The sequence below is a fragment of the Rhodocyclaceae bacterium genome, from assembly GCA_020248265.1.
GTDB lineage: Bacteria > Pseudomonadota > Gammaproteobacteria > Burkholderiales > CAIKXV01 > CAIKXV01.
The window spans coordinates 24,552-37,983 of sequence record JADCHX010000005.1; the positions used below are offsets into that span (position 1 = coordinate 24,552).

A 13,432-nucleotide genomic window follows, 5' to 3' on the forward strand; every position below is an offset into this window, starting at 1 on the left:
CCTTGCGGGCCGACGTACGCAAGACCAGACCTGCATCCCATACCTGCATCCCAGACGGGCATACCAGACGCGCATCCGATCCCAAGGACACCCGATGTACCTTTATGCCGTAACGATCTTCTTCAGCGCGTTCCTGCTGTTCCTGGTGCAACCGCTGATCGCCAAGCAGATCCTGCCCTGGTTCGGCGGCTCGTCCGCGGTCTGGACAACCTGCCTCGTGTTCTTCCAGAGCGTGCTTCTCGCAGGATACGCATACACCGACTGGACCACCCGGCGCCTGGCGCCGAAGAAGCAGGCCTGGCTGCACATCGGCCTGCTGGTGGCAAGCCTCGCGGTGCTGCCGATCATCGCCGACGCGTCCTGGAAGCCGTCGGGCGACGAAGACCCGGCGCTGCGCATCCTCGGGCTGCTGCTGGCCACCATCGGCCTCCCCTACCTCCTGCTGTCGACTACCGGGCCGCTGGTGCAGGCCTGGTTCGCTCGTACGTTCGACAACGCCGTGCCCTACCGGCTGTTCGCGCTGTCCAACCTGGCATCGATGCTCGCGCTGCTGTCCTACCCGGTCGCGATCGAGCCGTGGGTGAACACCGTCGCACAGTCTTGGGGCTGGTCCGCCGGCTACGTGGTGTTCGTGACACTGTGCGCAGCCGCCGCCGCCTACGGGCTCAAGACCAGCAGCGTACCGGTCGATGTCGCGCCCTCGCGCGCGGTGCACGCCGCCGGCGATGCGGCCGGGCAGCCACCGACCTGGGGGGCGCTGCTGATGTGGCTGTCGCTGTCGGCGATGGGTTCGGTGCTGCTGCTCTCGCTGACCAGCCACATGACGCAGAACATCGCCTCGGTGCCATTCCTGTGGATCGTGCCGCTGTCGCTGTACCTGCTCACCTTCATCCTCTGCTTCGACTCGCAGGGCTGGTACCGGCGCACCCCGCTGATGCTGCTCGGCGCGGTGCTGCTGTGCGTGATGGCCTGGGGCCTGCACTCGAACGAGATCACGCTGAGCATCAAGGTCGCGATCCCGCTCTACTGCGCCGGGCTGTTCGTGCTGTGCATGTTCTGCCACGGCGAACTGACGCTGATCAAGCCGGCACCGCGCTACCTGACGACGTTCTATCTGATGATCTCGCTGGGCGGCGCCCTGGGCGGCCTGTTCGTCGGCGTGCTGGCACCGCATGCGTTCAACGGCTACTGGGAACTGGGCATCGGCTTCGTGCTGGTCGCGCTGCTCGCGCTGATCCGGGTGCGCAAGGCACCGGTATATGCCCTGGTGGTGGCGGTCGGCGTGCTGGTCTTCACCGGCGTCCAGTCGGCCATCTACGTGAAGGAGAAGCTGGCCGACTCGCTGATGATCCAGCGCAACTTCTACGGCGTCGTACGGGTGAAAGACTACGGCGATCCGAAGACCGACCCGGAGGCGGTGCGCAGCCTCGTGCACGGCGTGATCCTGCACGGCGAGCAGCGGCTCGACCCGGCGCGCAGGATGGATCCGACCAGCTATTACGGTCCGGCATCGGGCATCGGGCTGGCGATCGCCAACGCCCCGGAGAGCGCGCGCCATGTCGGCGTGATCGGGCTCGGTACCGGCACGCTGGCCACCTACGGGCGTTCGGGCGACCGCTTCCGCATGTATGAGATCAATCCACAGGTGGTCGACATCGCCCGCGACTGGTTCAGCTTTCTGAAAGATTCGAAGGCCAAGGTCGACGTGGTGCTCGGCGATGCACGCCTCCAGCTCGAGCGCGAAGCACCGCAGGGCTTCGACGTACTGGCGATCGATGCGTTCTCCAGCGACTCGATCCCCACGCACCTGATCACGAAGGAGGCCATGGAAGTCTACCTGCGGCACATGAAGCCCGATGGCGTGATCGCATTCCACGTGACAAACCGCTTCCTCGACCTGCCCCCGGTGGTGCGCCGGATCGCCGACGAGATGGGCCTGCAGTCGGCCATCGTGTCCGACGAGCCCAGCGACCGGCAGGACCGCTTCCTGTCGAGTTCCGACTGGGTGCTGGTCAGCCGCAGCGACGCCATGCTGCAGAAGGCCGCGATCAAGGCGGTCGCCCAGCCGGTGGACTCGAAGCCGCAGTGGCGTCTGTGGACGGACGACTTCAACAACCTGTTCCAGATCCTGAAATGAGGGCATGGGCCGGATAATCCGGTCCATGCTCTCTTCGAACCGTCGCCGCCTGCTTCACCTCGGCCTCGCGGGCGGCGCCCTGCCGCTGGTGCAGGCCTGCTCGCCGGTTACCCTCCTGGAAAGGCGGGTACCCGACGACACCTACCGGCTCGCGCCGGACATCGCCTACGGCAGCAATCCCCGCCAGCGGCTGGACGTCTACTCGCCGCTCGACGCACGCACGCCCGCGCCGGTGTTCGTGTTTTTCTATGGTGGCGCCTGGACATCGGGCACGCGCGGCTTCTACCGGTTCGTCGGCGAGGCAATGGCGGCACGTGGGATCGTCACCGTGGTGCCCGACTACCGGTTGCATCCCGAAGTGAAGTTCCCCGGCTTCGTCGAGGACAGTGCGCGCGCGGTCCGCTGGGTGATCGACCATGCGACGAGGCATGGCGGCGATCCATCGCGGGTGTTCATCGGAGGCCATTCGGCAGGCGCCTACAACGCCGCGATGGTTGCGTTCGACCCGCGCTTCGCGAAGGACGCCGGCTTCGACGCCGGACGGCTCGCCGGGTTCGTCGGCATGGCTGGCCCGTACGACTTCCTGCCGCTCACCGGGAGGACCACCCGCGCGGTCTTCGGCTGGCCGGATACCCCGCCATCAACACAGCCGATCAACGCGGTCGCGAAGGGAGCGCCGCGCTCGCTGCTGCTCTATGCGACCTCGGACAACCTGGTAGCCCCGAAGAACAGCGAGGCCCTGGCCCGCCGGCTGCGCGAGGTCGGCACCGAGGTGAAGCTCGTCCCTTACGAGAACCTCGGCCACCGTACGCTGGTCGGGTCGCTCGCGCGGCCACTGAACTGGATGGGTGGCACGGCAGAGGAGATCGCGGCGTTCATCCGCTGAGCGCGCCGATGTCGGGCATCGGTCGACGCCCGGTGCTAGAGTCTCCGCATGGATACCGACACGACCCCTACGCTCGCCCTTGCCCGCTTCGCGGCGCTGCATCCGATCGCGCGCACGGCCGGCAGCCCGTCCGCCGCTGCGCTGGCTGAAGCGCGCCGCGCCTTCCTCAATTCGTTCGGCTGCATGCTGGGCGGTGCCGACGACCCGGCGGTCGACCTGCTGTGGTCGGCGCTGCGGCCGCATGCCGGCGCACCGGCGGCCCGGCTGTTCGGCCGCGGCCAGCGCACCGATGCACTGACCGCCGCGCTGGTCAATGGCTACTCGAGCAACATCCTCGACTTCGACGACACGCACCTGGCGACGGTGATCCATCCGGGGCCGGCCTGCCTGTCGGCGGTACTCGCGATCGCCGAGGCACTGCCCGACGGACTGCCGAAGGTCACCGGTGCGCGGCTGCTCGACGCGTTCCTCATCGGCATGGAAGTCGCGTGCCGGCTCGGCGTCGCGATCGGTCATGGACACTACGCCCGCGGCTGGCACATCACCGGCACCTGCGGCGTGGTCGGTGCAGCCGTGGCCACCGGCCGCCTGCTCGGCCTCGACACGGTGAGGATGGCCCACGCGATCGGCATCGCCGCGACATCGGCGACCGGGCTGGGCGAGATGATGGGCGGCATGTCGAAGAGCTACAACATCGCGCGCGCCGGCCGCGAAGGCCTGAACGCCGCGCTGATCGCGGCCACCGGCTTCACCTCGTCGCTGCGCGCGATCGAGGCACCGCGTGGCTTCGCCGTCGTGCTGGCCGACGGATTCGACGAGGACAGTCTCACCGGCTCGCTGGGCGAGCGCTGGGAGGCGGCACTCGACACCTACAAACCCTATCCCTGCGGCATCGTGCTGCATCCGCTGATCGATGGCTGCCTGCAGGTGGCGGCGCAGTCGGGTGCGCCAGCGGCGGCGATCGAACGCGTCGAGGTGAAGGTGCATCCGCTGGTGATGGTGCTCACCGGACGCACCGATCCGAAGGACGGGCTCGAGTCGAAGCTGAGCTTCAGCCATGCCTGTGCGGTGGCCCTCGCCGACCAGTCGGCCGGCGTCGACCAGTTCACCGACGCGCGCGCGGTCGACCCGGCGCTCGCGGCGCTGCGTACCCGCATCCACCCAGTGGTGGACGAGAGCCTGGGCACCGACCAGTCTGCCGTGACGCTGATGCTCGCCGACGGCCGGCGCTTCGAGGCACGCGTCGAACATGCGACCGGCAGCGTCGTCAATCCGATGTCCGACGCGGCACTGGATGCCAAGTTCATCGCGCTTGCCACGCGCGCGCTGGGCGAAGAGGCTGCGCGCGCGCTTTGCACGATGTGCCGTGGCATCGACGAACTCGACGACCTATCCCCCCTGTTCGCGCGCGCAGCCGGTGGTGGCTGATCCTGCAGCCAGCCCGGCCGGCCTGACACTGCTGGCCATCGCCTGGGCACTGTACTTCTGCCTGCACTCGCTGCTCGCAGCCACGCCGGTGAAAGCCATGGTGGCGGCTCGCCTGCCGCGGCTCGCGCCGGCCTACCGGCTGGCCTACAACGGCGTGGCGCTGGCCGCGCTGCTGCCGGTGCTGTGGCTGCAGTGGCAGCTGTCCGGTGCGCCGCTGTTCGAGATACCGATGCCGGCAAGGCTGGCCTGCGACGTCGCGGCGGTGGCGGCGGTGGCTACCTTCTTCTGGACCCTGCGCTGGTACGACATGGGTGCGTTCACCGGGCTGCGCATCGAATCGGTCGATGGCAGTGCCGGCTTCACGCTGTCGCCACTGCACCGGCATGTGCGGCACCCGTGGTACTTCCTGGCGCTGGTGATCATCTGGACGCGGCCGATGGATTCGGCCTGGCTGGTAACCTCGATCGCGATCACGCTGTACCTCCTGGTTGGCTCGCACCTGGAGGACGCGAAGCTGGTGGGAACCTTCGGCGAGGCCTACCGACGCTATCGTGAACGGGTGCCCGGGCTCTGGCCGTGGCCCGGACAGAGCCTGTCCGCCGCCGAGGCCGAAGGATGGATGTCGCGCCATGGAGATCCCGGAGCGAGCGGCTAGCGGGTCCGGTTGTGGCACGGGCGTCCGCGCGGCGCGGACGATCGGGAGGGCGCGGTCAGTACATCAGGTCAGTACAGCAGGTATGCGTACAGGTTCAGCGCGACGATCGACACGCCCAGCATCGTGACGAGGTAGGGCAGGTTCCATCGGATGTAGGTGCCGATCGGGATGCCGTAGCGTGCCTGCATGGCCAGCACCGTGCCCGAGGTGGCGCAGGCCGGCAGGCCGATCGCCCATGAGCAGAGGAAGGCGAGCGCGAGCAGGTCGGGTTGCGGCGACAACGGTGCCAGCCAGACGCCGACCAGCGGGATCGACACGATGGTATGCAGGCCGGCCCAGGCCACCAGCGTGCAGATCACCAGCACGATGCTCGCTTCCAGACCACCGAACCCGGTGAACGGTGTGCCGATATCGAACGCGGTGAGCAGCGCCGCCAGGCCGGAGGCGAGCAGCCCGGCTGCCATGAAGATCCAGAGTTCGCCGGCCAGCCCCGGCAGTCGCATCGGCACATGCCGCAGCAGCCGATCGGACGCGGCGGACGCGCCCTGCTTTGCCGCCAGCGCTACCCCGGTGATCGCGATCGCCAGTATCGCGATCACCGGCTGTATCGACCAGGCGGGCTTCCATTCGTGGATCGCGAACACGCCGATCGCAAGCACGAACGGAATCCACAGGGCGCCGACGTCCACCGGATAACCTTCGAAGTCGCGGGCATGGCCGAAGCGGGCCGTGGAAAGCCATGCCCACAGCACCAGGGTCGCGACCAGTCCGATCGGCAGGCCCAGCAGCACCAGGGTGAACAGGCTCGAGCCCTCAGCCACGGTGAGCGCGACCGCCATCGCACCGAGGAACGGCGACCAGAACGCACAGGTGGAGAAAGCGGTCCCGAGGGCCATGGCCTGCTGGCGGGTGAGCGTACCTTCCGGCGGCACCGGATAGTCCGGCACCGGCACGCCGGGTCCTGGCGGGCGGCGCAGCCGGTCAGCCGCGATCAGCGCGGCGGTGAGATTGATCACCCCGCCGAACACGTGCACGCCGACGATCGTGCGCAGCAGCGCGAGCCGGCCGCGGCGCAGCGGTGCCGGCTCGCTGCCCGGCTCGCCGTCTGTCTCGCGCACGCTGACCAGCGGCAGGAAGGCGACGCCGACCAGCATCGCGATGATCATCGTGTTCATCGTCAGCGCACGCGCAAGCAGGCCCGACTGCCCGTGCAGCGCGCCCCAGGCCATACCCGCGGCACCGAGCACGCCCATCACCACCACCATCACCCGCTGCCGCTGGCCGAGACGGTGCCAGAGCGGGGCGGCGGCCGCCCATGCGACCGCGCCGGGCAGCCAGTCCGGGATCGTGGGCACGATCTCGGCGGCGATCGCCAGTGCAACCACCGACATCAGCAGCCAGCCGCTGAGCCGATGCCGACCGGACGGTTGCGGTTCACTCATGCCACCGACTATAGCAGCCGGCCTGCCGCGCCTGCCCGCCGCGCTTGCCTGCGTCCGCACGCGCGGGCACTCTCCACGCATGGGTTCGCTCTTCCTGCTCAAGCTCGCGACGATGCCGCTGGTGATCGTCACCGCGACGCTGGCTGGCCGGCGCTACGGCGCGGCCGTCGCCGGGCTGATCCTCGGGCTGCCGATCGTGTCCGGTCCGATCTCGGTGTTCGTGGCGTTCGAACAGGGCATCGGCTTCGCACGCGAGGCGGCCTCAGGCACGCTGCTAGGGCTGATCGCGCTGGCGACCTACTGCCTGTCCTACGGCTTCGCTGCGCGCCGCTTCGCATGGCCGGGCGCGCTCGTCTGCGGCCTCTCGGCCACCGCATCGATGGTCTGGCTGCTCGACACGATCGCGCTGCCAGAGTCGGCCGTGATCTGGGTCACCGCATCGGCGATCGTGCTGGCGATACGGGTCTGCCCGGCACCCGGCCCGACACTGCGCCGCAAGCCCCCGCCGGCCTGGGACCTGCCCGCGCGCATCATCGTGTCGACCAGCTTCATGATGACGGTAACCCTGCTCGCCGCCTCGATCGGACCGACGATGACCGGCATGGCCTCGACATTCCCGGTGATGCTGTCCGTGATGGCACCGTTTACGCATCGCGTCGAAGGACAGGCGGCCGTGTTGTCGCTGCTGCGCGGCTGCATCGAAGGCCTGGTCACCTTCGCGCTGTTCTTCCAGGTGCTGAAGATGACGCTGGGTACGTGGCCGGCGCCGCTCGCCTATGGCTGCGCGCTGCTTGCGACGCTCATCGTTGCAGCGGGCGTGCTCACCCTGCAGCGCCGCCGCGCCCACGACTGAAAATCCGGGTCAGACTCGGTTTTCCCGGCAAGGTACGGTCTGCGGCACGACGAGGGTCGGAAAACCGAGTCTGACACGGGTTTTCAGTCGACCTTCAGGCCAGCGAGTCCGATCGCGGTCTGGAAGCGCTTGTACTCTTCGCGGATCAGCTGCAGGAAGGCCTCCGGCGTGCTGGACATGGCTTCGCCGCCCTGGCGCTCCATCTGCTCGCGCGTCACCGGATCCTCGACGACCTTGACCACTGCGGTGCGCAGCCGCTCGTACAGCGGCTTCGGCGGACCCGCGCGCGAGGGTCCGGCAGGCAGCATCAGCCCCATCCAGCCGGTGGATACATATCCCGGCACACCAGCCTCGATGATGGTCGGCAGCGTCGGCGTCACCACGGAGCGCTTCTCGCCGCCGGTGGCTACCGCGCGAAGCTTGCCCGCGCGGACATGGCCGATCACCGCCGGCATCGGTGCGATCGTCACCTGCGCCTCGTTGCCGATCACCGCGACGAGGGACGCGCCGCCCTTGTACGGAACGTGCTGCACGTTGATGCCCGTCATGTGGGTGAACAGCACGCCGGCCAGGTGGCTCTGGAAGCCCGACCCCGCGTTCGACATGTTGAGCTTCCCGGGATTGGCCCTCGCATGTGCGATCAGTTCCTGTACCGACTGCACCGGCAACGAGGGCGTGACAACCAGCATGTTGTGCGTGACCGCGACCAGCGACAGCGGCACGAAGTCGCGGATGGGATCGTAGTTCAGCCCCTTGTAGATCTGGGGCGTGATCACCTGCATGCCGGTGGAGCTGACCAGCAGGGTGTAGCCATCCGCCGCCGAGCGAGATGCGATCTCACCGCCGATGAGGCCACCTGCACCGGCGCGGTTGTCCGGGACGATCTGCGCGCCGAGTTCCTCGCCCAGGCGCACGCCGAGCACGCGCGCCAGTGCGTCGACGGACGTACCCGGCGTGTTGGCGATGATCAGCCGGACGGGCTTGACGGGGTACGACGGCGGGGATGCCCCTTGCGCAGGAACGCTGGACAGCATCGTGCAGGCAGCAGCGAGAGCGGCGACCGCCGGGCGGTTGCAGGGCATTGTCGTTTCCTCCTCGGGAATGCGCCGATGTCTTCCGTGCGCCGCTGGGGCCGGCGCTTCGGGCAATCTGACGCAGGCAACAGTCTACGGCGACCCGCTACGAAACGCCAACTCGCGCTCCCCCGAACAGCGCGGCGCTCAGAACGCCGAGGTCCACATCAGGCCGACCGACCGCTTGTCGTTGCCCGCGATGTTCAACGCGTCCTGCGAAAGCGTGAACTGCAGGCCCAGACGCGAAGTCCTCGAAAGGGGCGCGTCGTAGCCGACGCGGTAGTCGCGCTGTCGACCGGTCGGTGCAAGGTCGATCTGCTCGATGCCGGTCGAGGCGACGCCGGTCACCGGGTCGATGGAAGTCACCGCGAGGCTCGCGCTACCCGCGGTCACACGAAGCGGCTGCCGGAAGGAAAAGCTGATCCGGTCGGCCGGGCGCAACAGTTCCGAAATACTGTAGCGCGCACCGAACGCCTGCGCCCGGATATCGCTGGTGTCCGTCAGCAGGCTTGCGTCGCCGGCCTGCCCCGACCGGGTCGTCGACTGCGATGCCTCGATGAAGATGCTCTCGCGGGCACTGAGCGAAATCAGGGCGGAGACGCCGAGCTCGATGCTCTGGCGGGCGCTGCCCAGGCCGACCGCCGACGACTCGCTGTAGCTGCTGCCGAGCAGCCCGTTGCGTTCGCCCAGGGACTGCGTGGAGACGCCGATCTGCAGCCGCTCGTGCACCCGCCAGGCGAGGCCAGCACCGACGGCGGTCGCCTTCTGCGCGAGCGGCATCGCCGCCGACTCCAGCGGCGACTGCGCCAGGCCGGCGCTGCCGCTGTAGGCGAACGCCACGCGCACGCCGCCACCGAGCGGCATGCCAGCGGCGACGATGCTGCCACCCTGGCTGAACGAGGAAAGGTTGGTCGCCATCTCTCCGGCTGCGATGGCCGCATCTTCGGAGCCGTGCAGCGCGCGTACGTAGGAGTACTGCACCGGTAACGCCGTGCCGTAACCGAACGCGAGCACTGCGCCACTGCGATCCTCGAGCAGCGCGTAAGCGGCACGAGATGGCCGGACGGCGTCCGGGTCCTGCCCGAACACGCCGAGCAACGACAGGCGGTCGGGTGCGGCTGGCGCCAGCATCGACAGCTCGCCGCCGTCTAGAGCCATCCTGCGCACGCCTGCGTTCGGGCTGACCGGCAACGCGTTGAGCTGCGCCGAAGCCGATGGCGTCCGGATCAGACCGGACAGATTGACCGAGAAGTTGCGCTGATAACCGTCCAGCGCGGTGTAGTTCGCGAGCCTCGACTGCACCGCCGACAGGTTGCCGAGCGCGCCGCTGGAGATCATCGAACCGGTGAGCGACGACACCGGCACCGCCCTGCCGTTCGCCTGTGTCACCGTGAGCGTCCCGTAGGGGCTGAAAGCCGTCGCCAGGTTCACCAGGCCGTTGCCGTAGGTGCTGTCCACGCCGGCCACGCCCAGGTCGGTGGCAGTGGCGAGCAGCAGGTTCGCGGCAGTGCCATTGGTACGCAGGATCGGCCACGCCCCCTGCAGCAGGAGCAGCGAGCCGCTGACCAGCGGTGCCGACATCGAGGTACCGCTCCACGCGGCGTAGGCGCCGTTGCCGCTCTTGGCTGCCGGCGCAAGGATGTTCTCGCCCGGTGCCGTCACCCAGCGCGCGGCATACGAGGTCGCCTTCGCACCAGTGTCCACCAGCGATCCGGAGCCCGGACGGTTGCTGAAGGAGGACACGGTACCCGACGCATTCACCGAGCCGACGAACACCAGCCTCGAAACCGCCGCAGCCGTAAGGCCGCGGGTGCTCGCGCCTCCGAGCAGGTTCTGCGCGCTGTTGCCGCCAGCCCAGACGATGAACGCACCTTTCCCCGCGGCGTAGTTGATCGCCGCCACGAGTTCGGGCGTGTTGCCGAAGGTCAGCGAGAGGTTGATCACGCCAGCACCGGCGTTCGCCGCGCGCACCAGGCCGTTGGCGACATCGGTCGAGTAGCCCGACCCGGACGCGTTGAGCACCTTCTGCGCAACGATGTTCGCGTTGGGCGCCATGCCGATCACGCTGCCGGCTGCGGTCGAATAGCCACGGTAGTTGACCGCGAACGGCATCCGCGCGTTCGCGGCTGCAATCGCGGCCACTGCAGTGCCATGGTTGTTGTCGTCGTTCGCACCGTTCGAGCAGCGGAACGTTACCGCCGCACAGCCGCTCAGTGCCCTGGACACCTGCCCGGCTGCGAACACGCTGTTGCCCGCGGCAATGCCGGTATCGACGACACCGAGCACCTGCCCGGTGCCCCACTGGCCGGCAGACAGGATCGCCGGCGTGACTTTCATCTGCGCGAGCCAGGGCGCGACCGGCTGTGCGCCGGCCGGCGTGGCCATGCCGAATACAGCCGAAGCGACCGCCAGGAAGAGTGCCTTGCGCGGCGCGTCGAGCGTAGTTGCGTTCACCATCGGTAGCCCTCGAAATGTGCGGGCGATGACGGCGGCGCAGGCAGTCCCGTGCGGGATCTGGCAGCTGGCTGGCGTGGTCTTCGACCGTAGCCCCTGTAGCTTTGCGCCGCCGGCTTTCGCCGGGTTTGCCGGATGGACGCCATTGCCCTTTGTTGGGGTTGGCGTCCGTCTGAGTGGATGGAGATTAGTGATGGCCGCCCCGACCGTCGCGGAGGTTATGCACTGCAGCGGTGTGAATTTGTCGACAGGAGCGGCTGCCTGCCAGCGTGGGCGGGGCCTGTTGCGGGATTCGTCTGTTCACCCTGCCTGCCGTTCGTGTCAGTATCCTTGACCGACCCGTCCAACGTGGCCGCGCCAGCCGTCGCGCAGCCAGTTGAATTCAACTCAGGCGCCAGTCCAACCGATGTGTTACCTGATCAGCGTTGCAGTCGCTTCGCCGGGCATAGACGTGCAGGCGCACTTCCACGGCTTCGGCCTGGTGGCTGCCGACACGGTCAACCCGACGGTCAAGGAGGCTCTCGGCCCATACCCGGCGTTCGACATCACCGAGCACGGATGCTCGTGCTCTCTGCATGCGCATGGGTCCAGGCACGACGAGGCCGAGCTTCGACGGCGCTATGCAAAGAAGGGCTGGACAGCCGCGAAGATCGATCGCGCGATCGAGTCCGTATCCCGCTCTCGCGCACACTCGCCGCGGACCGCCCGAGATCGGTTCCTGGAGGCTCTCTCGGCGATGTGCGGCGCGGGCGCATCAGTCCGTCTCCTATCGCACGCATACGCGGGTCGATTCGATCAGGAGACTTTCAAGCTGTCGCCGCCTGGGCGCATCGCGCTGGGCACGCTCTCGCGCGCAACGTTCATGGAGGACGCCGTCCTCGCGATCGAGCCGCAGGGCTGATTCCAAGCCATGCCTTGCAAGGCGCGATCAGCCAGTCGGCGTCACCTCGAATCGCCGACCTGATTCCGATCGCCGCCTGCCATGTCGCCAGGCCTCTTCATTCGCCCCTGGCACGCTGACCCGAAGAGGTGGCAGGCCTGCGCCAGAACGCCTAGCGGGAGATCGTCTTCCAGGCCGCGTCGGCCGCAAGCAGCACGGTGCTGTCGCCGCGGTACGGTCCGACGAACTGCACCCCGAGCGGCAGCGCCTTCTGACCGATGCCGGCGGGAATCGTCACGCACGGCAGGCCGAGCGTCGTCCAGTTCTTGTTGAACAGCGAGTTACCGGTGCTGGTCAGGCCGAACGGCGCCTCGCCCGGCGCGCTCGGGGTGAGCAGCACGTCGACCGTGCGGAACGCATCGATGAACATCGCGCCCACTTCCAGCACCACGTCGATCGCACGCTCGTAGAGCTCGCGCGAGGTACCGCGGCCGCGCTCGATGCGCGAGCGCAGGTCTTCGCTCAGCAGTTCGCGCTGCTTGTCGTACTCATAACCGAGCGAAAACGCCTCCTCGAACTGCATGATGGTCGCGTTGGCATCGTAGATCGCCACCGCCTGCGGCGGCAGGTCGGCATCGACGACCGTCCAGCCGGCCGCGCGCAGCTTGTCTGCGACGTTCGCGAGCAGGTTGCGCGTAGGCTCGTCGGTCTTGTCCCAGTGCGGCGTGCGGTAGAGGCCGACGCGGGGCTTTGCCTTGTTGCGCGCGAAGTCGGGCAGCGGCCGGCCGGAGGTGGCGCAGACGAGTAGGGCTGCATCCTCCACCGTGCGGGCATGGGTGCCGATGGTGTCGAGGGACTCGGCGACGATCTTCAGCCCGGCCCGGTTGATCGTGTTGAACGTCGGCTTGTAGCCGACGATGCCGCAGAACGCAGCCGGCCGGATGGTCGAACCCCCAGTCTGGGTACCGAACGCGAACGGCACCATCTGGTCGGCCACGGCAGCCGCCGAACCACTCGACGAGCCGCCGGGCGTGTGGCTCAGGTTGTGCGGATTGCGGGTGCGCGCCGGGTGGTTGTTGGCGAACTCGGTGGTCTCGGTCTTGCCGAGGATCACCGCGCCGGCACGCCGGGCGGCCGCGATGCACGCTGCATCGGCGCGCGGGCGATGGCCGGCGTAGATCGCCGAGTTGCAGGCAGTCGGCATGTCGGCCGTGTCGATCACGTCTTTCACGCCGACCGGCACGCCGTGCAGCACACCGCGGCGCGGGCCACGGTCGCAGGCACGCGCCTGCTCGATGGCCAGTTCCGCGTCGAGGAATGCCCATGCCTGCACGGTCGGTTCACGTTCGGCGATGCGTGCAAGGCACGCGCGGACCAGCGTTTCGCTGGTCAGGCGTCCCGCGGCGATTTCGCGCGCGGCCTGGGTTGCGGAGAACTGGTTGGCAACGCTGGCCATCGGGTTTTTCCTCTTCTTCGGCGGGCTCGGGAAGGATGCATCCGGACGGTTCGACTGTATCACGCGACCGCCTTCAGCCTGCTCTATGATCCGTCTCGAACGTGTCCGCGCCCCGGGCACGCCTGCCTTCGAAAGCCTCATGCCGACCCTGCCCCGCCCGTCCCGTCC

10 protein-coding genes and 1 riboswitch are annotated in these 13,432 nt (G+C 68.4%); of the genes, 6 read left to right on the forward strand and 4 right to left on the reverse strand.

Translation table 11 applies throughout. The features are described 5' to 3' along the window. The first annotated feature begins 94 nt into the window (after window positions 1-94). From ING98_07410 to ING98_07425, 4 genes are read left to right on the forward strand one after another with little or no spacing between them, the layout of a single operon-like run. Window positions 95-2,137 (forward strand): fused MFS/spermidine synthase, encoded by a 2,043-nt coding sequence (locus ING98_07410; protein ID MCA3101683.1) that lies wholly within the window; start codon window positions 95-97, stop codon window positions 2,135-2,137. Between the two features lie 25 nt (window positions 2,138-2,162). Further along, window positions 2,163-3,023, forward strand: a complete 861-nt coding sequence (locus tag ING98_07415) for an alpha/beta hydrolase (GenBank protein MCA3101684.1) — start codon at window positions 2,163-2,165, stop codon at window positions 3,021-3,023. A 48-nt stretch (window positions 3,024-3,071) separates the two neighbouring features. Continuing rightward, window positions 3,072-4,451, forward strand: coding sequence for an MmgE/PrpD family protein (locus ING98_07420; protein ID MCA3101685.1), 1,380 nt, complete (start codon window positions 3,072-3,074; stop codon window positions 4,449-4,451). Window positions 4,452-4,473: 22 nt separating this feature from the next. Beyond that, window positions 4,474-5,106, forward strand: coding sequence for a hypothetical protein (locus tag ING98_07425; protein MCA3101686.1), 633 nt, complete (start codon window positions 4,474-4,476; stop codon window positions 5,104-5,106). Between the two features lie 68 nt (window positions 5,107-5,174). On the opposite strand, the gene ING98_07430 is transcribed toward ING98_07425, so the two are convergent. Beyond that, a complete protein-coding gene (locus ING98_07430) occupies window positions 5,175-6,548 on the reverse strand; it encodes a hypothetical protein (protein MCA3101687.1) in 1,374 nt (457 codons plus the stop codon). Between ING98_07430 and ING98_07435 the strand changes: the two genes are divergently transcribed. Next, window positions 6,547-7,401 (forward strand): hypothetical protein, encoded by an 855-nt coding sequence (locus ING98_07435; GenBank protein ID MCA3101688.1) that lies wholly within the window; start codon window positions 6,547-6,549, stop codon window positions 7,399-7,401. The genes ING98_07430 and ING98_07435 overlap by 2 nt on opposite strands. 83 nt (window positions 7,402-7,484) lie before the next feature. On the opposite strand, the gene ING98_07440 is transcribed toward ING98_07435, so the two are convergent. Together ING98_07440 and ING98_07445 are read right to left on the reverse strand one after the other, a co-directional pair. Next, on the reverse strand, window positions 7,485-8,483 hold the full coding sequence (locus tag ING98_07440; GenBank protein ID MCA3101689.1) for a tripartite tricarboxylate transporter substrate binding protein: 999 nt from the start codon (window positions 8,481-8,483) through the stop codon (window positions 7,485-7,487). A gap of 138 nt (window positions 8,484-8,621) precedes the next feature. After that, entirely contained in the window at window positions 8,622-10,931 is a 2,310-nt protein-coding gene (locus tag ING98_07445) for a S8 family serine peptidase (GenBank protein ID MCA3101690.1), read from the reverse strand. Between the two features lie 56 nt (window positions 10,932-10,987). Continuing rightward, window positions 10,988-11,071, reverse strand: a riboswitch (cyclic di-GMP riboswitch). A gap of 263 nt (window positions 11,072-11,334) precedes the next feature. Between ING98_07445 and ING98_07450 the strand changes: the two genes are divergently transcribed. Beyond that, on the forward strand, window positions 11,335-11,829 hold the full coding sequence (locus ING98_07450) for a hypothetical protein (protein ID MCA3101691.1): 495 nt from the start codon (window positions 11,335-11,337) through the stop codon (window positions 11,827-11,829). Between the two features lie 151 nt (window positions 11,830-11,980). On the opposite strand, the gene ING98_07455 is transcribed toward ING98_07450, so the two are convergent. After that, the gene (locus ING98_07455; protein MCA3101692.1) at window positions 11,981-13,264 is read right to left on the reverse strand and encodes an amidase; all 1,284 of its coding nucleotides are present in this window, start codon (window positions 13,262-13,264) and stop codon (window positions 11,981-11,983) included. Window positions 13,265-13,432: the final 168 nt, after the last annotated feature.

Bases quoted from the DNA above. Each gene is read 5' to 3' on its own strand.
- ING98_07455 (MCA3101692.1), bottom strand. From the start codon at position 13,264: ATGGCCAGCGTTGCCAACCAGTTCTCCGCAACCCAGGCCGCGCGCGAA.
- ING98_07440 (MCA3101689.1), bottom strand. From the start codon at position 8,483: ATGCCCTGCAACCGCCCGGCGGTCGCCGCTCTCGCTGCTGCCTGCACG.
- ING98_07435 (MCA3101688.1), top strand. From the start codon at position 6,547: ATGCCACCGACTATAGCAGCCGGCCTGCCGCGCCTGCCCGCCGCGCTT.
- ING98_07450 (MCA3101691.1), top strand. From the start codon at position 11,335: ATGTGTTACCTGATCAGCGTTGCAGTCGCTTCGCCGGGCATAGACGTG.
- ING98_07415 (MCA3101684.1), top strand. From the start codon at position 2,163: ATGCTCTCTTCGAACCGTCGCCGCCTGCTTCACCTCGGCCTCGCGGGC.
- ING98_07420 (MCA3101685.1), top strand. From the start codon at position 3,072: ATGGATACCGACACGACCCCTACGCTCGCCCTTGCCCGCTTCGCGGCG.
- ING98_07430 (MCA3101687.1), bottom strand. From the start codon at position 6,548: ATGAGTGAACCGCAACCGTCCGGTCGGCATCGGCTCAGCGGCTGGCTG.
- ING98_07445 (MCA3101690.1), bottom strand. From the start codon at position 10,931: ATGGTGAACGCAACTACGCTCGACGCGCCGCGCAAGGCACTCTTCCTG.
- ING98_07410 (MCA3101683.1), top strand. From the start codon at position 95: ATGTACCTTTATGCCGTAACGATCTTCTTCAGCGCGTTCCTGCTGTTC.